This is a genomic window from Hwangdonia sp., from assembly GCF_048381975.1.
GTDB lineage: Bacteria > Bacteroidota > Bacteroidia > Flavobacteriales > Flavobacteriaceae > Hwangdonia > Hwangdonia seohaensis.
On sequence record NZ_JBLWYT010000004.1, the window covers coordinates 97,604 to 120,209 of the forward strand.

Genomic DNA, 22,606 nt, shown 5'->3' on the forward strand with positions numbered 1-22,606 from the left:
TTTTCATTTTAATTTTTTCTTTTAATTATTATATTTTTTTGGTTAATTACCAACCTGTGGTTTGTTTGAGGTTAGTATTTACACCCAATTCCTGCTCTGGAATCGGCAGTATATAGTGTTTACCGGGGTCAAAATCATTGTAACCATCATAAAAGTCGAATGAAGCATTCATTGTATTTCTTCTTGGACTACTGTTAACGGGCATATCACCAAATACTGGAATATCATTGGCATCTAATTCAAAGGTGCCAAATGTGGTCCAGTCTTCATTCATAAAATTTGGATCTGCAGCTAAAGTTTCCATGGTGGTTTTAGTTTCATTAACCTTTTGATCTAATAAGCCCCACCTTACTAAATCGTATTTTCTATGACCTTCAAAGCATAACTCCAACAGACGTTCTTCTTGAATAGCACCATCAGAAATTACAGTTATAGGCGTAGCATTTGCTCTACCCCTTACATGGTTGACAGCATTTAAAGCCTCATTAGAGCCCGGTGATATTTTATTTACAGCCTCAGCGTATATCAAATACATCTCCGACAAACGCAATACAGGCCAATGATGCGACCCATAGCTCGTATTGGTTGTATTAGGCTCTAAATATCTACGGTATTTTGATGCAGGGTACTGAAATTGACTGTTGATCAGCCCCAATTCACAGTTATCATTTCTTTTACCAAAATATGGCAAAGTATTCCATAAACCTCTTTCATCATCCGGATCATTCCTGTACTTTAAAACCAAGGAAATGGTAGCATAGGTTAACCCAAATCCTTTACCTTTTAAATCACCGGACCCATTTGGACAAGATTCGTCGTCAAACTTAATACCAAAAGCAGAACCTAACTTAGAAGATTGGTTAGAGTCTAAATCGGCGAACGAAAACCCAACTTGAAATAGGGTTTCTTTGGTTTCATAATTCCCTCTGGCCAATTCATTAAATACATCAGCATAACTAGGGTTTAATTGATGATAAGAATCATCAATCACCTTCTTGCTCCAATCTCTGGCTTTCTCATAGGCACCTGCCTCATTAAATGGCGCACTTGCCATATACAAGTAGGCTCTAGCCAATAATCCTCTAGCTGCACTCTTACTTGCGCGCCCTGCTACTGCTTCAGATGCATTAGGTAAATACTGCTCTGCAAATTCTAAATCTGCTACAATCTGTTTGAACACATCAATACCTGGTGTTCGTGGCAACAGTTGTTTATTGGTTTCTTCCAAAGGCATTGGAACACCTTGAGTACCCCCAAATGCTTTTTGCAGATCAAAATAAAGAAACGCTCTTAAAAAATGAGCCTCAGCCGTAAACTCTTGTTTTACTTGTGATTCCAATGGTGATTTTTCAAGACCTACTATAAGTGTGTTCGCTGCAGAAATCCCTTCATAATAGGTGCCCCAAATATCTTTTAACATGGGCTCTGAAGCAGTAAAATTATTTTTTCTAATATCTCGGGCTCCTTTTCTATTATAAAATCCTTCGTCTGTCCAATTAGTTGGGTACTGAGCGTTAATTACCGCCTCCCTATAGACAGCAACCACTCGACTGTAGGCTCCTGCCAAACCTGCTAAAGCGCCAGCTGGTGTACCATATAGCGTTTCAGAAGTAATATTATCTTCTTGTGCGATTTCTAATTGCTCATCACAACCCTGAAACAATAAGGTTGATAGAATTGTAATTATTATAAATTTTATTTTCATGATTTTTTTTTTTAGAATGAAACATTTAAACCTAAACTAAATGTTCTGTGCTTTGGATAAGCTGAATAATCAATACCAGGCGTTATTAGAGAATTTGCTACAGACACCTCTGGATCGAAACCAGAATAGTCTGTCCAAGTAATAAGGTTTTGTCCCGATAGGTACAATTCTAAACCGTTTAGTTTTAATTTCTCTAACACGTCTTTTGAAAAATTATAAGAAAAATTTACCGTTTTTAGTCTGAGGTACGACCCATCCTCAACGATGCGAGATGAAATATCTTGGAATCCTTGGCCGTCAGCTCTATGCATATTGGTATTTTGGTTTTCTGGCGTCCATCTGTTAAGTGTTGTAGCCAATTGATTTTGATTAGGTCGGTCCATGCTTTCTAACACGAGTCGATTGGCATTTAATATATCGTTTCCATAAGACCATTGTAAAAAAGCACTTAGCTGAAAGTTTTTATATGAAAAAGTATTACCGAATCCACCAAAATGTTTAGGTAAAGCGTTACCTATAATGGTTTTATCAGCCCCGGTAATTTGTCCATCGCCATTTAAATCTTTATACTTTTCATCACCAGGTTGGTGACTTCTGTAACTCGCTTGCCCTGGAAGCAATGTGTGTGTAGAGGCATCAGAATCGTAATTTTCAAAATCTGTGATTTGATATACCCCATCTGAAATGTAACCAAACATATTACCCAAAGGTTGTCCTTCTTCTACAAGAAATTGATTAGTGCTTAACAATCTGTAATAATTGGGTTGGCCAAAAATTGGTTTTCCTTTAGGTAATGACACAATGGTGTTTTGATTGAAAGAAATATTAAAATCTGAGGTCCATTTAAAGTTTTTGGTAGAAACATTTACAGTATTTAAACTAAACTCTAACCCTTTATTTCTAACTTGTCCCGTGTTGGTCCAAACGGATTCAAATCCTTGAGACAACGCTGTATCGGCATTAATAAGAAGGTCGTTAGTATCTTTTTGATAAACCTCTACCAATAACGACAGTCTATCATCAAAGAATCCCATATCCAAACCAGCGTTATATTGCTCTGTGGTTTCCCAAAACAAATTTGGGTTGGCTCCAAAACTAGTTGGGCGTTGTCCTTGAACGGTTTGCCCGCCAAAAAAGTATGATGCATCACTATCGGTTAAAAATTCAAATCTGGCGGTACCAGGAATTCTATCATTCCCAGTTTTACCATACCCCGCTTTAAATTTTAATTGCGAGAATATGTTTAAATTTTTAATAAAATCTTCCTTATCGGCGTTCCATGATACAGCTGCGGAGGGGAAATACCCAATTCTATTTTGCTTAGGAAAATTTGAAGAACCATCACGTCTTAATGAAGCCGTAAACAAATACTTTCCTTTATAGCCATAGTTGATTCTTCCTAATACAGAAAAAATTCTAGACTCTGCCGTTCCACTAACATCATCAGAACTATCTAATGTCCCACCATCTAAAGAATTGATACCCAAATTTTCAAGATACTGAGGAATGTCAATAGATCTGAAACGTGTTCTGGAGGTTTTTCTAATATTTAAAGTTACCCCAACTAGTCCGTCTATAGAATGATCGTTAAATTTCTTTTTAAAATTCAAAGTATTCACCGAAGAGAAATTTTTCCATTTTTGTTCATCTAAAGAACCATTTATACCGTCGATTTTACTTAATAATCGGCCGTAAACGGTTTTACTGTTATTGAAGATGCCTGTATTTCTAAACTGACGGCTAAAACTTGCCCTAGTCTCAAATCTAAAGGCCGGCGACAATTTATATTTTAGTCTTAAATTACCTATAAATTGATCGTTTTCGCGTTTTCGGTACTCATTATTTAACGATACTATAGGATGCCAAACTACAACGTTAAAACCATCGTAATCATCATTAACCTGTGATAATGGATCAACACCTTCTGGGTAGTCTATAAATTTATTGGCGACATTATTATAAGTTACCAAGCTCCTTAGGAACGAATACGATGAATTTCCTTTGGTATCAAGCCCTTCTTGCACGTAATTAGTATACAGTACATCAGCAGTTACGTCCAATTTATCATTAATTTTATGATTTACCGTCATTCTCCCATTTAACCTACTATATTCAGATTTTAATAAAGACCCTTGATCCTCGACAGCGTTAATAGAAGCGTTTATTCTGGTTTTTTCATCCCCACTAGATATATTAAGTTTATGGGTTTTAGAATAGGCTGTTCTAAAAGCTTCATCTTGCCAATTTCTACCTTTCTCATTTCTGTAATCTTCAAGATCCCCAACCTTCACACTTTGCCCAAGATCTTCATCGAAAACGGAAAAGAATCGCGTTGATGTACTAGATTCATTAATTTCTGAAGAGAGCTTCAAAAATTCATAAGGCTCTAAAACGTCTAAGGTTTTTGATACATTTTTTATATCCAATCTTGTTTCATAGCTAATTTTCGTTTTTCCCGATTTAGCACGCTTTGTTGTAATAATAATAACCCCATTGGCTCCACGAACACCATAAATGGCAGTTGCTGAGGCATCTTTTAAAACAGTCATGGTTTCAATATCGGAAGGGTCTACCAAACCAGGATTGAAATTTTCTATAATAAACCCATCCATGACATAAAGCGGGGAATTATCGCCATTGACGGTATTACCGCCCCTAATAACAATATCCATTCCAGATCCGGGTTCGCCGCCACCTGCACTTACTTGAACACCAGCAACACGTCCTGCCAAGGCCTCATCAAAATTGGCAACAGGAGCTTCTGTTAGTTTATCCATTTTTACGGTAGCCACAGAACCTGTGAGGTCTTTTTTCTGAACAGAACCGTAACCAATAACAACAATATCATCCAATTGCTGTAAATCTGGTTTTAACGATAAATCTATTTTGGTTTTTTCAGTGATAGCGACCACTTGTGTTTTATATCCAACATAGCTAAAGGTTAGCGAACCCCCAGTATTGACTTGAATAGAATATTTCCCATCAAAGTCTGTTGTTACGCCATTTAATGTTCCTGTTTCCAATACGTTTACTCCAGGAAGCGGCAAACCGATTTCGTCTGTAATGGCTCCCGAAATGGTTTTTACCTGTGCATAAGTAGAGAAACTACACAACACTCCACATAAAATCATAAGAAGCAGCAGGCTACTCCTTTTTGGTTTTGTTAAAAATAGCTTGAGATGATTTTTCATTAATTAGTTTTTTTAGATGTGATTATATGGTTAAGTTTTTCAGAAGTAAATTTAGAATCAAATTCCATTATTTAAGGGGGAAACCAAGCTCTTTTAGAAGCGGGTAGCTGTTCAATTTTGCATAAAAAGCGCCATTTTTCCTAGTATTTAGCTACAGAACTATAGGATTCATATAAAAATCCAAAATGAAATCATAAATTAATCTGAATGACTCTCCCGATATTGAGAAGGCAATACATTGAACAATTTTTTAAACGATTTTCTAAAGTGTTTTAAATCGTTAAATCCTAAATCGTAAGCAATTTCAGAGATATTCATATCCGACTTACTTATTAATTGTGCGGCACGCTTAAGTTTTATGGTTTTTATAAATTCTGAAATGGATTGGTCAGTTAATGCTTTGAGTTTTCTGTACAATACAGAACGACTAGACCCCATATCATCAATAAAACTCGTTATGGAAAACTCAGGATTCGATATATTGGTTTCAACTATTCCAATGGCTTTTTTTAAAAACTTTTCATCAGCAGAGGTCACGGTAAGTTCTTTAGGCTGCAAAATGATATCTTTTTTAAACTTATCTATTAACTTTTTTCTTGATTTTAATAAGTTATCGACCCGAATCTCCAAAATATGTGCATCAAATGGCTTTGTTATATAAGCATCGGCACCTAGTTGAAATCCTGATTTCTGGTTTTCTTGAGAGGTTTTTGCTGTAAGCAATATAACTGGAATATGGCTTGTCTTTATATTGGTCTTAATTTCATGACATAGATCCATCCCGTTCATAATGGGCATCATAACATCGCTAATTATCAAATCTATATCATGGGCTTTCGCTATCTCTATAGCTTTTACACCATTTTCCGCGTCTAAAACATTATAATTATTTAAGAAAATAGATTGAATAAACGTGCGAACCTCTACGTTATCTTCTACAATTAAAATAGTGGAAAGCGATTTATTCAAGGGCATAGTTTCAATGGGTTTTTGCTTTTGTTGTTCTACTATACTTTTGTCCACATATGCCGCTTTCTCAATATTGAAGGTTTTGTTTTCTAGGTTTTCATTCATAATTTCCGTCATCTGTCCTTTATTCAAATGGGCGTGACCTAAGGGCAGTTTTACGGTAAAAGCCGTGCCGTTATTTTCGCTACTCTTAACTTTAATACTACCTTTATGCAATTCAACAAGATTTTTTGTTAACGACAATCCTATACCGGTTCCTGAACGTTCTCCCAGTTGATAAAACCTATCAAAAACAAATTTCTTGTTTGCCTTAGATATACCACTACCATTATCTGTAACTTTAACCTTTACCCAGTTCTTGGATTTTATGTTTTTAGATTTTTCGAAAATGGAAATTTCTATTGTAATTTTACCGCCCTTAGAAGTAAATTTAAAGGCATTGGATAGTAAATTAAAAATAATTTTCTTGAGTTTAGTTCGGTCGAACCACACCTCAATATCTTGTTCTGTCGATGTTAGCGAGAAATCAATGTCTTTAGCTCTAGCCAATTCATTAAATGCCAATTTAATTTCGTTTACAAACGGCACAATATTGCTTTTTGACGCCTTGAGTAGAAGTTTTCCCGATTCACTTTTTCTAAAATCTAAAAGCTGAGTAATTAACTCCATTAATGTACTGGCATTTCTGTACATTATTTCATGCTGATCCCTGACAAATGCGTCTAAGTTATCTCTTTTTAAAAGACGCTCTAAGGGCCCCAAAATGAGCGTAAGTGGTGTTCTAAAATCATGGGATATATTAGTAAACAACTCTAATTTCAGCTTGTTCACTTCTTCAATCCTTTCTTTTTCAAGGCGTTCTTGTTTTAATTCATTACGCTCTCTAATTCTGATTAAACTGTATTTTCTAACCACCAAAATCACAGCTGTTAAAACCAGTGCATAGAATAAATAGGCCCACCAAGTTAACCAAGGCGCCGGTAATATGGTCAGAGACATAGCTGCGCCTTTTTCATTCCACAACCCATCATTATTAGAAGCTTTTACTTTAAATATGTAATCACCGCTATCCAAATTGGTATAGGTTGCAGATTTTTTATTGCCTATATAATTCCATTCGATATCAAAACCCTCTAATTTATATGCATATTGATTTTTGTTTGGTTGGGAAAAACTTAGTGCTACAAAATCAAAGTTGAAAACATTTTGATTGTGCTTCAGGGTAATATGTTGTATGGAATCAGAAATATTTAAATACGGTTTATTATTAACCTTAAACTCTGTAATTGTTACAGGAGGCACAAAAGTGTTCTCGGTAATGGCATCGGGATCGAAAATGTTAAAGCCGTTCGCACCACCAAATAACAGTTCTCCTTTTTTATTTTTTAAATAGGCCCCATAGTTAAACTCGTTACTTTGCAATCCATCTGACGCATTAAAGTTTTTAATTTGGTGGGTTTTCACATGAATTCTACTTAACCCATAATTTGTGCTTAGCCAAATATGATTAGCATCGTCAGCAACGATACCGTATATAACATCGTTGGGCAACCCTTTAGTAGTGTCAAACTTCAATGTTTCCTTAGTGTTTTTATTATACTGATAGAGTCCGTCTCCTTCGGTACCGATCCAGAGGTTGTTATCGGTATCGTTATATATGGAAAGTACGGCATCTGAAATCTGGGAGTTGTCTACTCCCAAGTAATCTACTTTTGACATTTTTTTGGAGCTTATATTAATTGTAGCAAGTCCGTTGCTACCTCCTATAATAAGCTCATTTTTATTAGTAGATTTTGTTATTTTATAAATTAATTTCCCTGCTAAACCTAAAGCGTCTTTTATTCTAGTTACGGTATTGGTCTTAGGGTTTAAAACATTCAAACCACCACCAGAGGTTCCAATCCATATATGGTTTTGCTCATCTTCATATAAAGCAATGATTCTATTATTGCTTAAACTGCCTGTATTATGTGGCTCATTTTTAAAATGTTTAAACTTAAATGGATACTTATTTGGGTTTAAAAAATTAAGCCCCTCATCGTGGGTACCTATCCAGAAATTACCCGCATGATCTTGGATCATGGCTTTAACATTATTGGCACTTAAGCTACTGGGAATCTGGGGATTGTTTTGGTGATAGGTAAACTCTCCTGTTTTTTTGTTATACACATTAATACCGCCTCCTTCGGTACCAATCCATAAGTTGTTATTTTCATCTTCAACAAATGCACTTACAACTTTGTAATTAAGTTTGGTTTGATCGGCGCCCGATGAAAAATGCTGAAACACATCGAAACTCCTATCATAGTAACTAATACCTCCAGCATATGTACCTATCCAAATATCACCTTTAATATCTTGATATACTTTATAAATCGAATTTTGGCTTAGGCTATTTGGGTTTTTCTCATCATGAACCACATGTGATATTGTTTTTTTATTAGCATCTAAAATATACAGTCCATTGTAAGTACCAATCCAAATATTTCCTAAATAGTCTTCACATAAGCTCCTTACATGATCGGCAACGGCACGCTCTTTTTGAAGTGTTAAACTAAAGAACTCAAATAAATCAGTCGTTTTATTTAAAACCGACAATCCGTCTTTAAAACCTAGCCAAATGTTTTTTTCTCGATCTTGATAAAACACCGAAACGTTATTTTTATTGAGTTCAACTGCTGATTTTTTTGGATATTCATAATACTTTACATCCTTTGTTATTAAATTATAAACCCCAATATGTTCCGTAGTTTTCACCCATAACTCTTGCTCGCTAGACACCAATAAGGCTCTGACGGGCGTATTAAACAGCTCTATATCCAAATTCGAATTATTTAACTTAACAAAAACGCCTTTTTTTGTATCGAATTTTTTCAAACCTAAATTAGTTCCTATCCACAAAAAGGCATCTTTATCTTCGGCGATACTCCAGATTTCAAAATTATCAATCCCTATTTCCCCCGTTTCAATTATGTAGCGCTCAAACGTATTCGCCTCTTTATTGTACTTGTTCAAACCATCAATGGTACCAACCCATAAGTTGCCTGCAGCATCTTCATGCAATACTTTAATAAAACTATTACTTACACTCCCAATATCTTGAGAATGATGCCTAAACACTTTAAATTCATTGCCATCATATGTATTTAACCCATCACGGGTTCCGAACCATAAAAAGCCTTTTTTATCTTGTATTATACTTAGTACAGAGCTTTGAGACAGCCCTTCCTGCAATGAAAAATTTCGGAATTTCAAAGCTTTAGAATCACGTTCTTGCTCCTGACTATAAGTGGAACAAAAACACAGACAAAAAATTAGTAATGCTATATATCTTTTAAGATTCATTTTTTTGATGATTGACGTTCTATTAATTTGGAGTCCATTATTATGGTTTGCGGCTCAATAAGTTTATTTTGACTTTTTATATGTTTTAGCAATAATTCTGTTGCAACCTTTCCCATTTCCAATCCCGGTTGATCTATAGTTGTTAATGCAGGATTAATCACATTAGATATAGGTTCATTACTAAACCCTACCATGGCCACATCCTTTGGTATGTTTACACCTTTTTCTTTTAAATATTTCATGGCTCCGATAGCGGCAACATCATTTGCTGAAAAGATACCATCAAAATCCATCCTTTCATTTAAAAGTTTTTTTGCATTTTTAACCCCATCAAGCTCCATTAATCTTGAACTTATAACATAATCTTCTTTAAAAGGCAGTTTATTCGATTTTAAAGCCGCCTTATACCCTTTAAATCTATTTTTATATATTTCCAAGGCTTGCGGTCCGGAAAAATGAACGATATGTTTACAACCTTTTTGAATTAAATGCTGCGTCGCATCAAACCCTCCTTTAAAATCGTCAATAAGAACATTATTAGTATTCGGAATATTACAATGCCTATCAAAAAAAACCAAAGGGATACCACTATTATTTAAACGGTGTATGTGATTGTAATTTGTTGTTTCCATAGATATAGAAATCAGCACACCATCCACCCTATTAGCCACCAAGGTTTCAGCAATTTGAGTTTCCCGTTCCAATTGTTCCAAAGATTGACAGATTAAAACATTGTACCCTGATAAATAAGCCGTTTCTTCTACCCCCTGTATGACAGAAGCAAAGAAGTGACGCGAAATTCTGGGGACGACAACACCAATAGTATTAGTAACCCTTTTTCTCAAATTTGATGCCAATGCATTTCGTTGGTACCCAAGCTCTTCAGCCTTCTCAATGATCTTGATTTTAGTTTTTTCGGTAACTCTCGAACTATTGTTCAAAGCCCGTGAAACCGTAGAACTATCTATATTTAGTGCTCTAGCAATATCATGTATGGTAACTTTATTTATTTCCATTTATAAACTATCCGTCCATTTAACTTGAACAAATATAACAAATAAATAAAATACAATCGATTGTATTTTGAATTAAATTAGCTATATTTGTCATTTATTAATCATAATTTATAATATGAAAACACATCATTCAACAAGATATGCAGCATCTCCCCAGGATGTTAAATCTTACGACACTTCAAGGTTAAGAAACGAGTTTTTAATTGAAAACCTAATGGAACAAGATAAGATAAACTTGGTGTACACCCACTACGACAGGTTTATTGCAGGAAGTGCTGTACCAACAGATAACCCATTACAATTGGAAACTATTGACCCCTTAAAATCTGAATATTTTTTACAACGTAGAGAACTAGGCATTATAAATGTTGGTCAGGCTGGAACGGTAAGGGTTGATGGCACCGAATACACCTTAGAACACAAAGAAGCCTTATATGTTGGTCAAGGCAACAAAGATGTGATTTTTAGCAGTAAATCTGCAAGTGAACCAGCCTTATTTTATTTAAACTCAACACCGGCACACAAGGCTTTTCCCAATAAAAAAATAGGAACAAATGATGTCGAGGTCATCGAGTTAGGTTCGCCGGAAACCGCAAATGCTAGAACCCTAAGAAAATACATTGTTAACAGTGTTGTAGATGTCTGCCAGTTACAGATGGGTATGACCACTCTAAAGGCTGGAAGCTCATGGAACACTATGCCAGCACACGTACATGATAGGCGCATGGAGGTTTATTTTTATTTTGAAGTACCGGAAGATCAAGCGGTTTGTCATTTCATGGGGCAACCACAGGAAACCAGACATATATGGATGGGTAATAACCAAGCTGTCATTTCACCACCGTGGTCTATCCACTCAGGCTCTGGCACGAGCAGCTATACCTTTATTTGGGGAATGGCAGGCGAAAACTTGGATTATGGCGATATGGATCATTGTAAAATAAACGAATTAAGATAACCTCTAAAAAGCACAAAAAAATGTCAACCAAATTATTTGATTTAACGGGTAAAGTAGCCTTGGTCACTGGCGCTGTACACGGACTAGGGATGGCGATGGCAAAGGGTTTAGGCCATGCTGGAGCCACAATTGTTGTTAACAATCATAGAAAAGACTCTTTAGAAGACGCAGTTGCAGAATATAAATCATGTGGTTTAAACGCTCATGGTTATGTTTTTGATGTAACTGATGATAAAGCGGTAGAATCAACCATAAAACAAATTGAAACAGAAGTTGGCCCTATTGATATTTTAGTAAACAATGCAGGCATTATAAAAAGAACACCTATTGTTGAGATGGAGACAGAAGATTTTGAACAAGTAATTAAAGTGGACCTTGTAGGCCCCTTCATAGTTTCAAAATACGTGGCCAAGGGTATGATTGAGCGTGGTGGCGGAAAAATCATAAACATTTGCTCCATGATGAGTGAATTGGGCAGAGATACCGTTAGTGCCTATGCTTCAGCTAAAGGTGGCTTAAAAATGCTCACCCAAAGTATGGCTACCGAATGGGCGAAGTTCAACATTCAAACCAACGGTATTGGCCCAGGCTATTTTGCAACGAGCCAAACGGCTCCTATCCGGGTAGACGGCCATCCATTTAATGAGTTTATTATAAAAAGAACGCCAGCAGCCCGATGGGGCAATCCTGAAGATTTGCAAGGTGCGGCTATATTTTTGGCCTCTAAGGCTAGTGATTTTGTTAATGGCCATGTGGTTTATGTTGATGGCGGTATTTTAGCCACTATTGGCAAACCAGCAAACGAATAATAAAAACAATCAGATGAAACGACTTTTTAAATCAATTTTGTTTTTTTCAACTTTGGCATTGCTTTCTTCTTGTAAAAACAAGGAGAAAGCCATAGTCATTAGCGTTAAAAACACGCTAAACCTTGAAAGGACTTTTGAAACCGTGGAATTGTCCAAATCCTTTTTAAAGGCTGAAGACCTTAGCAAAACGGGTATTCTCAACACCGAAACCAACAGCTTAGAGATAACACAAACCGTTGATAACGATGGTGACGGCGTTATGGATGTGATATTATTTCAGCCAAAAATTAAGGGGAATACGACAAATACCTATAAGATCGTAAACGTATCCGAAGAAGAAAAACCAAAAGCTCCCGAGTTGTGCTACTCGCGTTTTGTACCCGAACGTACCGACGACTACACTTGGGAAAACAACAAAGTCGCCTTTCGTGTTTACGGACCAACGGCACAAAAAATGGTTGAAGATAACGTTCCCGGTGGTACACTGTCCAGCGGTGTTGATGCTTGGTTAAAACGCGTGGAACACCCCATTATCAATAGTTGGTACAAAAAAGAAACCGAAACCGATGGTACTTATCACGAAGATACCGGAGAAGGTTTGGACAATTTCCATGTTGGGGTAAGCCGTGGGGTTGGCGGTATTGCCGTAAAGGTGGATAGCACATATTACTACTCAAAAAACTATACTAAATGGCGCACCATAACCACGGGTCCATTGCGCACCAGTTTTTATTTAGAATACGAAAATTGGGATGCAGCGGGAAATACCATTAAAGAATCAAAAGTAATTAGCTTGGATTTAGGGCAGAACTTCTCAAAATTCGATACCTCAATCGAGGGAGGCAGCAACATTTCTGCAGGCTTAACTTTACACGAAAAAGACGGTAAAGTTTCTGGCAACAAAACCAATGGCTGGGTAAGTTATTGGCAGCCTCACGCCGATTCTGAAATAGGAACCGCCATTGTAGCTCCAAAGGAATATTTTGTAGATTTTGAAACTTACAATGTTGAAGCAAAAGACCTCAGCAATGCATACGCACATTTAAAAGTAATCGACAACAAAGTGGTCTATTATGCTGGTTTTGCATGGCAAAAAAGTGGACAGTTTAGCTCTAAAGCCGATTGGGAAAACTATTTGAACGATTTCTCAAATAAAATAAATAATCCTTTAGAAGTTACTTTGGTCAAATAATCCTTTTAAATTTACATTGAAAAAAATTTAAAAAAGGAGCGATTTAAAAATCGGTCCTTTTTTTGTTTGTCATTTATCCTTTAAAATTATATGTCACTTTATGTAGTCAATCACAACTTGAAGAGCTATTATTTTTAACCTATTGTATTACTATTTTTTTTGTAATTACATTGCCATTGTTAGCCCCCCTCAGTTTTAAAAAATATATACCTTTTGCTATATGAGATACATCAACAGCATCGGTGTTTTTACAGCTTAAAACTACTTTTCCCATTACATTGTATAAAGATACAGACTCAATTTTAAAAGCATTATTAGCAACGCGAATATGAAGCGTATTAGAAACTGGATTTGGAAATACCTTAATTTTGGTTTCTACTTCAAAAGATTCATTTGATAAAGTTGTATTTGACACAAAGTATTTAACATCCGAAATATAAAACGTACCATTTCTATTTGTTGGAGAAAAGGCAGAACCGCTGCTGGTATATTTAAACGCCAAGGTAAACGTCGTACTATTGTAGCCCGAAATATCTAACAAAGACTCTATGTAGGTTTGCGGATTTTGGCTAGATGTTGCAATTTGATTTAGGCTAGATGTTACATTAGTCCAATTAGCTGTAGTAACATTATTGGTGTAATCTGTGGAAACATAGGCCTCCAAAGCTGAAATACCTCCATTGGCATATCTTTGCTCTGTCCAAAAATTTACATACTTGTAAGTATCATTAACACTTATATATGGGTTATTGGTTGAAACATCTACAGTTTGCATCACTACCCAAGCTTCCAATTCATAATTAGTGTTAGAAGAAGTCCCAACAATTGAAAGCGCCCGTTGATCTCTTTCTTGATTTGCTGGAATTCTGTTTGCAGGTCGTATGTCTGTAAACTCATTATTGGAATCTGCTGCATCAGGAATATCGCTTACTCGCTTTCCTATTTGTGCTTCATCTTGTGAGTCGGGGTTTTCTATAACTTGTACCGAATAGCCTCGGTTTAAGGCTCCAAAATCCTCGTAATGAAAAATAGGATAAAACGGACTAGGTGCTTCTTCGTCAATCCAACTTGGTAAGCTTCCCAATCGGTATTCCAATTGATGTTCGTATAACGATTCTTCATCAACCGGTGTTCCCTGTGATTCATTTTCTTGATATTGATTGGGGTTGGTGGACATGGTAAAACCTTGCAACCCAGAAATAATCGGCATTAAAAATTTTGCATATTTGGTTTCAGAATTAGGACGCCAAGACTTAACATCCGAAGCTTGGTACGACACTCCTTCAAAGTTCCATAATACCATATGCCGTAAATGATTGGGTAACGCTCCAGTAGATCCGCCTTGGTTAAAAAAGAAGCCGCCTTTGCAAACATCGAACAATGTTGTTCTTGGTTGACTGGCATGTATTTCCATACCCGAGTTACCATTTTGTGGGCTTTCATTACGCCATAGTACATTGCCAATTGATAATGCATTAACTCCCGCACCATGCCATATTCCTGACGTATAATCTATATTTTTACCTATAAAACAACCCGTTGCAGAGTTTGTTACAATAAAATTATGGCCAGGGTTTCCTGTGTATCGATTGTTTAAAGCTGTACAGTTTGCAGAAAACTTAAACTGTGCTACTTGCGACATATCTGAAAACTCAACATTGGAAATCCACCCATTTACCACATGGTTAAATTGAATACCGCTCCAGCCCGAAGAGCTTAAATATGCATTTGGGCCACTTACGGGTTCGCCGGGGAACAATTCTTGTGGGGCTCGGTGGTGTATATGATTCCAAACAAACCCTCCGGTATATTTTAAATCTTGAATACCCACTTCCTCAATGGCCTTAAAATTATTGATTTTCCAATCGTAAGTCGCATCGACTGTTCTGTGTATAGGTTCTTTAAAGGTAATAATATTGCCGTTTTTGCTTACTACTTTGTGCACCTCTCTTACCTGCACGCCATCGTTTACTATTTTTAACTTTGATGGCTCATAAAGATCTGATGTGGTATAAGGCGAAAGCTCTTCGGCTAATAAAGTAGGGCTCGTATCTTTAAGATACAACTCCACCCATTGTCCTACAGAAATTGATGACGCATCGGCAACTTCTATAGAGAATGTTTCTCTATTAGCATTTCCAGTTACATTTGTAATAAAATTATTTACAGAATCTTCACCATTCCAAAACTGAAACAAATAAGGGCAAACCCAATCTTTAGTGGCCATATCAGGATGAGTGGTGTTGTCTACTTGGTACAATTCAGTTCCACCAACACCCGAGCCACTTCCCTTAATAACAATATTACTTTTGGAAATTCTTATAACTTCACTTAAATCGTCAACACTCCCATCGTTAACAATAAATTTTCCCGGAGGGAAAAATACAATACCCCCATTGGAGCTTGCCTCTGCCGTAGCAATAGTTGCCATGATAGCAGATTTATCGGAAATGCCATCATTGGCCACAGCTCCATAATCAGTAACATCAAAAACAGGTTGTGTAAAGGATGCGGGCAATCCAACTTCCCCATTGTGGTACCCAGCATAGCTAAAGGTTGGTAATAAAGGCTCCGTATTATTAATTTGAGCATCAACCCAATTTTGGTACAATAGACTTGGATTTTGGGCCTCTAGCTGAATTTGAGATAGAAATAAGCAAAGCAAAGGAAGTCGTAGAATATTAAACATAACAATTATTTTAAATTCAAATTTACAAATGAACTTAAATTGGCTATGGGGGCTTACAGACCAAAAAAGGGGAATTTTTTAAGTTTTGTTGAATAATGGTCTAAATATACTTTTTATTTGAACCTTAAAAATCAATAACTTTTTCTCATGCAGCATCCGTTTCATTTTGCATAAAATTCGACTGATATAAAATCGTAGTTGTTACTTAAGAATGCCAATATAACTTTTGAAGCATTTGTATTGGAATCCTATCACCAGAAATATTCCCAAATGCATGTTGGACTTGCAACAAATTTAATTTTGCATTATCAATTGAGCGTTGTTTTTACTATACTTTATTTAAAACCCAGACTTCAAACGTCAAATGCGAAATATATGGATACCAAAATTCACAAATTTTTTATTGTTGCTTTTTTGGCTTAATCATTTTTGCTCTTTTGAAATTGATTAAAAAAACATGATGCATTGTTGAACTGGAAACAACTCATCTTTTTGAGAGTTGTTCTATTTCAACAATAAAAAATCAAAACATAAAAAAAACCCATTATTAAATCGGTTTGGTCATTCGTCCGATAAACCCATTTATTTTAGCCGTCAAACAATTAAAAAATTACGATATTTTGTTTTTCACCGAATTTAAATGTAGTTTAGCGAGCATTAGTACTCAAAAATTAAGAATATACAACATATATTAGAACTTACTTAACCTACGAACTATGTTAAACAACAAGGCAATCTCCTTAGTGCCCCCACAAGACGAGATGTCCATTTTGGATTTTATCCAACACGCTGCAACCATTGGAACTTGGGAGGTCGATTTAAACACCATGCAAACCACATGGAGCGATGTCACAAAAAAAATCCATGATGTCCCTGCCGATTTTCAGCCTACTGTAGAAACCGCTATTTCCTTCTATAAAGAAGGCTTTAGCAGGTACAAGATAAAAGCTGTTTTTGATAATTGCATCAAACATGCGGAAAAGTTTGATCTAGAGCTACAAATAGTCACTGCCAAGGGTGCTGAAAAATGGGTAAGGGCCATTGGTATGCCCATTGTTAAAAATGGGGCTGTCCATAAAATTTATGGAGCATTTCAAGATATCGATGAAAAAACAAAAACAGCAAAAAAAGTATCTTCCAGTGAACAACAGTTTAGAAAAACCTTTGAATTTGCCTTAGTGGGCATGGGCCTATCTGATCTAGATGGTTCTTGGATCAACATAAATTGCAGTTTAAACAAAATTCTCGGCTATGTCCCTGGAGAAATAAAAACGATGACACATCAGGAGATCACGCATCCCGATGACAGGGATTCGCTTTTCCAAGCCATGTTAAAGATCATCGATGGCACTATTGAAAACCACCAAAGCGAGACACGTTACTTAAATAAAAAAGGCCGTACAATTTGGGCGCGCCTGTCCCTATCACTTGTGAGAAACAGTTTGGGCGAACCATTGCACTTCGTTGCACAGATCGATGATATTACAAAACAAAAAAAAGCGGCTGAAAAATTAAAACAACTTTTAAAATCTTCAGAAGATCAAAATAACAGACTGTTAAATTTTGCCCATATCGTATCACATAACCTGAGATCGCACTACAGCAATTTAGAAATGCTTGCCAAGATCATTGAAATGGATGCCCCCTGGGTTTCTCCAATCAAAGAGTTCTCTCTAATGAAGGATACCATTGAAAACTTAGGGGAAACCATTGAAAATTTAAATAAGGTCACCGTTGTAGACAAGGTAGGGGCAAAAGACCTCGAACTTATAAATCTAAACGCCACGGTTAAAAAAGCCATAACGAGCGTCGGCGCTTTGATAAGCAAGAACCAGGCTACCATAAAAACGAATATAGACAAAGACCTCAGTGTTAAGGGCATTCCTGCATATTTGGATAGTATCATGCTCAACTTATTGACCAATGCCTTAAAGTACAAATCACCCAATCGTCCATTAGAGGTATCAGTCAGTGCCAAACAAAAAAAAGACAAGGTCATTATTAAGTTTAGGGACAATGGCCTAGGCATTGATTTGGACTTACATGGAAAAAAGCTTTTTGGCATGTACAAGACATTTCACGACCATAAGGAAGCCCGGGGACTGGGGCTGTTCCTGACCAAAAACCAAATAAAGGCTTTGGGGGGAGAAATAAGCGTTAAAAGTAAAGTAAACGTTGGAACCTTGTTCTTAATACAATTGAAAAATGGAACAGATTGATATTACCTGTATCATTGACGATGATCCTATTTTTATCTATGGTACTCAAAAAATAATGGAAATGGCCGATTTTTCAAATGCCTTTATGGTTTACAATAACGGTAAAGAGGCCTTGGAAAATTTAAGGCCCCTTTTAATGAACGGCGAAAGTATCCCCGATGTTATTTTGCTGGATATCAATATGCCCATTATGGATGGTTGGCAATTTCTGGATGAGTTTGTGAAAATCAAAACAAAAAAGCCGATTACCATATTTGTTGTCAGTTCATCGATCGATCCCAAGGACATTGAAAAAGCAAAAAGCTATAACGTTGTGGATGACTATATACTCAAGCCCATTTCCCCTGCTGCCCTAACGAGGATTTCTCAAAAACTAACAGGGAGAGGCAGCTGATATTCAGTACTTAACATGTCCTTATATCATACTATGGGCCAAAATCTTTAATGTCATATTACGACTTTCAGGGACTGTTGTTCCAAATTTAATGATGTGAACAAAAACCATATGTCCGAAATTAAGGACGGATAAGGAGTGTTATACCCCATGGGACATCATTTCTTAGCACGTGTCCAAGCTTATTGGTTGTGGCATTATTGGTGATCATTGCTTGGGGGCTCGAACTCACACACATCCCGGTATCAGACCCTAAGCCTGGCCTGTCTACCTATTCACTATGACTAAACATATTGGTTTTCACCTATACTGGGTAAGTCCAAAAACGATTTTATAACCACAAGCTAATACTTCCTGTTATTTTAGAAAACCCAACCCAAAACACCAATTTTTAAATTCACCCCAATATCAATTTTAGTTTTTCCATGTCCTGGCTCACCTTCTTTTCCACTACCCTGGCGTAGATTTGGGTCGTTGCCAGCTTTGTATGTCCCAAAAGTTTAGAAACGGTTTCTATCGGCACACCATTGGTTAAAGTCACGGTTGTGGCAAAGGTGTGACGTGCCATATGGAAAGTAAGGTTCTTTTTGATGCCGCAAAGGTCCGCTATTTCCTTTAGGTAGCTATTCAGTTTTTGATTCGACAATTTAGGCAAAAGTCTATCATTGCTAGAAGTCCTAATGTTTTTATACTTATCCACTAAGGCACTAGCCTTAGGAAGTAATGGGATTTTAAAAGGTGTCCCCGTTTTTGTCCGCTTCGCCGATATCCAATTGAGGCCATCCATCCCCTTTACTATATTCCCGGTAGTCAACTCAACAATGTCACTATAAGAAATGCCGGTATAACAACTAAAAACAAACAAGTCCTTAACAACAACCAGACGCTCAATCTTGGGGGATAAGTTCTCAATACTTTGTAATTCCTCCCCTGTTAGAAACTCCCTTTCTTTCTTTTCAATCTTTATTTTAAAATTAACAAATGGATCTCTATCGACCCACTCCATCTGATAGCCCAGGGTAACCATTCTACGTAATCGTTTAATATGCTTCATGGCCGTATTGTTGCCGATTTTAGATTGGCCGCTCTTTGGGGTATAGGAGCGCAGAAAATCCTCAAAACCTATTATAAAACTATAATCAAGTTCACACAGAAGAATATCAGTGACTTTATATTCCTTTAAAATATACTCTACCATATACCTTTGACTGGTCTTATATTGGCCCATAGTGTTTTTATGCAACTTGTGCTGCATCTTTTCATTATGGTAACCAATAAGATCTTGGAAAGAAAAGCGTCTTCTGTCTTCACCGAGAAATCTAGCTTTTACCATTTGTGAGGTAAATGGCTTTTCATTCTTCTTAAATTCATCGTAAATCCGATAAACCTTTGATTGCACCTCGTTCAAATAAAGGTTTAGATTACGTGATTCCATATCCGTCCCATTTGCCCTCTGGGTTTTTTCATCCCAAGTAACAATATTAATTTTCTTTTTTAGGCTAATATTAACGCGCTTGCCATTTAAGGTAATACGCAAGTAGATATTCACTTGGCCTTTAATGGCTCGTTTGCCGTATACCCAAAACAGTACTGAAAAGGTTGTTGAAGTTCGCATAGTTGTCGTCTTTAAAAGGTTAAACATTATTGAGACGAAAGTCAAATCAACTATAACAATATGAATAAGTTACGTTATTCTGTCAACATAATTAAATAAAAAAAGATATGTTGACGATTTGTGACCTTTTGGAACCATTTAGAACCGAATCCTATGATTGCCCTAAAAAGATAAAACCTTGTAAATCATAAGACTTACAAGGTTTTGTGGATTTTTGAGAATCCTTTTAGCGGTCTGGACGGGACTCGAACCCGCGACCTTCGCCGTGACAGGGCGACATTCTAACCAACTGAACTACCAGACCGTTGCATTATTGCGGTTGCAAATATACACGCCTTTTTTTATATCTCAAATGTTTTTTGAAGTTTTTTAAATAAATTTTATAAAAAAATACTGGTGGAACCAGCAAACAAACAATAGTTTTATAAGTGCTTAATTTATAAGCTATTCGTTACTCCCCTTTGGGTAGTCCCGATACCTATCGGAAAGGCGGGCAACTTAAACAAATTTTTTGCGTTCCACCATATACGTGGTCAGCACATCGTTAAAATGGTTATTGATGTCTGCTTCAATATATTTAATTTTGTATTGCGCACATTTTAAGCGTAATGCATCAAAATAACTGCTTACGGCTTTATGGTAATTGTCTTTAATAGAATCGGCATACAAATTAATGTGTTCTCCGGTTTCAACATCAATAAATCGCTTGGGTTTATTGTCAAAATCGAACTTTAACTCTTTGTCTTTATCAATCACATGAAATAAAATAACCTCGTGCTTATTATATTTTAAATGACGTAAGGCTTCAAACAATTTACTGTCATCTTCCGAAGTTTGAAACATATCCGTAAACAGAAAAATCATAGAGCGCCTATGAATCTTTTCCGCTATTTGATGCAAATACCGATACGTTTCGGTGGTTTTATTCAAAGGTTTCGAAACTACGGCATCACTAAGTTGATTTAATAACATTTGATGGTGGCGTTCGCTCCCTTTTTCCGGGGCATAATAATCGTAGCTATCGCTATAAATACTTAAACCCACAGCGTCACGCTGTTTTTTAAGCATGTGCATTAAGGCTGCCGAAGCCAATACCGAAAATCCTATTTTATTAAGATTATCTATTGAAAAATCATCCATTTCCGGATAATGCATCGAGCTGCTGTTGTCTATAATAATATGACAACGTAAATTGGTTTCGTCATCGTACCGCTTAGTATAAAGTTTATCGGTTTTTGCAAATAACTTCCAATCGATGTGCCGTGTGCTTTCGCCTTGATTGTAAATTTTATGTTCGGCAAATTCTGCCGAAAACCCATGAAACGGACTCTTGTGCATCCCAGCAATAAAACCCTCTACCACTTGTTTTGCAAGTAATTCCAGGTTTTTAAAACCACTGGCTTTATTAAGTTCGTGCTGTAAATTCATGTTTAAGGTGTTAGACCGTTTCGCTGTTAGAGTCAAGAAACAAGACTAAAAAAACTCAAAATTCTTCTTTTTTCTCTTTTCTATCTTCTATTTTCTAAATAACCGCGTCAACAATCCCATAAGCAACCGACTCTTCGGCACCCATCCAATAATCGCGATTAAAATCCTTCATTATCTTTTCAAACGATTGCCCACAATTATCAGCTAAAATTTGTGCTCCAAGTTCTTTGGTTTTAAGTATTTCCTTGGCCTGAATTTCTATATTCGAAGCTTGCCCGCGTGCGCCACCACTGGGTTGATGTATCATCACTCGTGCATGAGGTTGAATAAAACGTTTGCCTTTTTTGCCGGCCGATAGTAAAATAGAACCCATTGATGCCGCCAAACCTGTACAAATTGTTGAAACATCGCTGTTTAACGATTTCATACAATCGTAAATAGCAAAACCAGACGTTACATAACCGCCCGGGCTATTAATATATAAATGTATATCCTTGGTTTCCAAAGCATCCAAATACAACAACCTGTCTATCACGTGTTTTGCCGAATCGTCATCAACCTGTCCCCACAAAAACACTTTGCGTGCTTCAATTAATTTGCTATCAATAGCGTCCTGAACTTTATTTTTACTCATAATCTGTATTTTTATTTTGCATCTAAAATAAAAAAAGGTTCACCATAAATGGCAAACCTTTTCATTTTTCTTTTTAACTATCTGCTATAAAAGCGCATCAATAGCATCAGTATAAGCATTCTTAGGCGCTACACCAACTTGTCTTCCAACAACTTCCCCGTTTTGGAAAACCAATACCGTAGGAATGTTACGTACACCGTATTTTGCAGCAAACTCCTGATTTGCATCAACATCTACTTTACCCACAACAGCTTTACCTTCGTATTCGCCGCTAATTTCTTCAATAACCGGCCCAACCATTCTACATGGTCCACACCACGCTGCCCAAAAGTCAACTAGTACGGGCTTATCGCTTTTTAAAACTGTTTCTTCAAACGTCGCATCTGTTATTTCTAATGCCATAATTTTATATTTTAATAGGTTTTACTTTTTTATTTATTTA

14 protein-coding genes and 1 tRNA gene are annotated in these 22,606 nt (G+C 36.4%); 5 read left to right on the forward strand and 10 right to left on the reverse strand.

Going from position 1 to position 22,606, the window contains the following annotated elements:
- Positions 1 to 46: 46 nt before the first annotated feature.
- The 4 genes from ACN5J7_RS08600 to ACN5J7_RS08615 all read right to left on the reverse strand — a co-directional run bounded on the left by ACN5J7_RS08600 (position 47) and on the right by ACN5J7_RS08615 (position 10,226).
- The gene (locus tag ACN5J7_RS08600; RefSeq protein ID WP_418603595.1) at positions 47 to 1,705 is read right to left on the reverse strand and encodes a RagB/SusD family nutrient uptake outer membrane protein; all 1,659 of its coding nucleotides are present in this window, start codon (positions 1,703 to 1,705) and stop codon (positions 47 to 49) included.
- An 11-nt stretch (positions 1,706 to 1,716) separates the two neighbouring features.
- Entirely contained in the window at positions 1,717 to 4,896 is a 3,180-nt protein-coding gene (locus ACN5J7_RS08605) for a SusC/RagA family TonB-linked outer membrane protein (RefSeq protein WP_418603596.1), read from the reverse strand.
- Positions 4,897 to 5,094: 198 nt separating this feature from the next.
- Complete coding sequence (locus tag ACN5J7_RS08610; protein WP_418603597.1) at positions 5,095 to 9,120, reverse strand: hybrid sensor histidine kinase/response regulator transcription factor; 4,026 nt, start codon at positions 9,118 to 9,120, stop codon at positions 5,095 to 5,097.
- 86 nt (positions 9,121 to 9,206) lie between these two features.
- Positions 9,207 to 10,226: a LacI family DNA-binding transcriptional regulator gene (locus ACN5J7_RS08615; RefSeq protein ID WP_418603598.1), complete on the reverse strand. Its 1,020-nt coding sequence runs from the start codon at positions 10,224 to 10,226 to the stop codon at positions 9,207 to 9,209.
- Positions 10,227 to 10,341: 115 nt separating this feature from the next.
- Here ACN5J7_RS08615 and kduI point away from each other — a divergent pair, with 115 nt between their 5' ends.
- Genes kduI through ACN5J7_RS08630 form a run of 3 tightly spaced genes read left to right on the forward strand, consistent with a single transcriptional unit; the run spans position 10,342 to position 13,185 of the window.
- Entirely contained in the window at positions 10,342 to 11,184 is an 843-nt protein-coding gene (gene kduI, locus ACN5J7_RS08620; RefSeq protein WP_418603599.1) for a 5-dehydro-4-deoxy-D-glucuronate isomerase, read from the forward strand.
- Positions 11,185 to 11,204: 20 nt separating this feature from the next.
- Positions 11,205 to 11,993 (forward strand): gluconate 5-dehydrogenase, encoded by a 789-nt coding sequence (locus ACN5J7_RS08625; protein ID WP_418603600.1) that lies wholly within the window; start codon positions 11,205 to 11,207, stop codon positions 11,991 to 11,993.
- A gap of 13 nt (positions 11,994 to 12,006) precedes the next feature.
- On the forward strand, positions 12,007 to 13,185 hold the full coding sequence (locus tag ACN5J7_RS08630; RefSeq protein WP_418603601.1) for a DUF4861 family protein: 1,179 nt from the start codon (positions 12,007 to 12,009) through the stop codon (positions 13,183 to 13,185).
- 139 nt (positions 13,186 to 13,324) lie between these two features.
- Here the strand turns inward: ACN5J7_RS08630 and ACN5J7_RS08635 are convergent, their stop codons facing one another.
- A complete protein-coding gene (locus tag ACN5J7_RS08635; RefSeq protein WP_418603602.1) occupies positions 13,325 to 15,874 on the reverse strand; it encodes a DUF4955 domain-containing protein in 2,550 nt (849 codons plus the stop codon).
- 716 nt (positions 15,875 to 16,590) lie between these two features.
- On the opposite strand from ACN5J7_RS08635, the gene ACN5J7_RS08640 reads away from it, so the two are divergent.
- Both ACN5J7_RS08640 and ACN5J7_RS08645 read left to right on the forward strand, forming a co-directional pair.
- Positions 16,591 to 18,093 carry a PAS domain-containing sensor histidine kinase gene (locus ACN5J7_RS08640; protein ID WP_418603603.1) on the forward strand — a complete coding sequence of 501 codons (1,503 nt, stop codon included), beginning with the start codon at positions 16,591 to 16,593 and terminating at the stop codon, positions 18,091 to 18,093.
- Complete coding sequence (locus ACN5J7_RS08645) at positions 18,080 to 18,487, forward strand: response regulator (protein ID WP_418603604.1); 408 nt, start codon at positions 18,080 to 18,082, stop codon at positions 18,485 to 18,487. Before ACN5J7_RS08640 ends, ACN5J7_RS08645 begins: the two co-directional genes overlap by 14 nt.
- 397 nt (positions 18,488 to 18,884) lie before the next feature.
- Here the strand turns inward: ACN5J7_RS08645 and ACN5J7_RS08650 are convergent, their stop codons facing one another.
- From ACN5J7_RS08650 to trxA, 5 genes are all read right to left on the reverse strand, one after another.
- Positions 18,885 to 20,102 carry a site-specific integrase gene (locus ACN5J7_RS08650; protein ID WP_418603605.1) on the reverse strand — a complete coding sequence of 406 codons (1,218 nt, stop codon included), beginning with the start codon at positions 20,100 to 20,102 and terminating at the stop codon, positions 18,885 to 18,887.
- Between the two features lie 230 nt (positions 20,103 to 20,332).
- Positions 20,333 to 20,406 (reverse strand) — tRNA-Asp (locus ACN5J7_RS08655).
- Between the two features lie 194 nt (positions 20,407 to 20,600).
- Positions 20,601 to 21,530 carry a DUF58 domain-containing protein gene (locus tag ACN5J7_RS08660; protein WP_418603606.1) on the reverse strand — a complete coding sequence of 310 codons (930 nt, stop codon included), beginning with the start codon at positions 21,528 to 21,530 and terminating at the stop codon, positions 20,601 to 20,603.
- A gap of 94 nt (positions 21,531 to 21,624) precedes the next feature.
- Positions 21,625 to 22,164 carry a ClpP family protease gene (locus ACN5J7_RS08665; protein WP_418603607.1) on the reverse strand — a complete coding sequence of 180 codons (540 nt, stop codon included), beginning with the start codon at positions 22,162 to 22,164 and terminating at the stop codon, positions 21,625 to 21,627.
- An 84-nt stretch (positions 22,165 to 22,248) separates the two neighbouring features.
- Positions 22,249 to 22,566 carry a thioredoxin gene (trxA, locus tag ACN5J7_RS08670; RefSeq protein ID WP_237240951.1) on the reverse strand — a complete coding sequence of 106 codons (318 nt, stop codon included), beginning with the start codon at positions 22,564 to 22,566 and terminating at the stop codon, positions 22,249 to 22,251.
- Positions 22,567 to 22,606 lie beyond the last annotated feature (40 nt).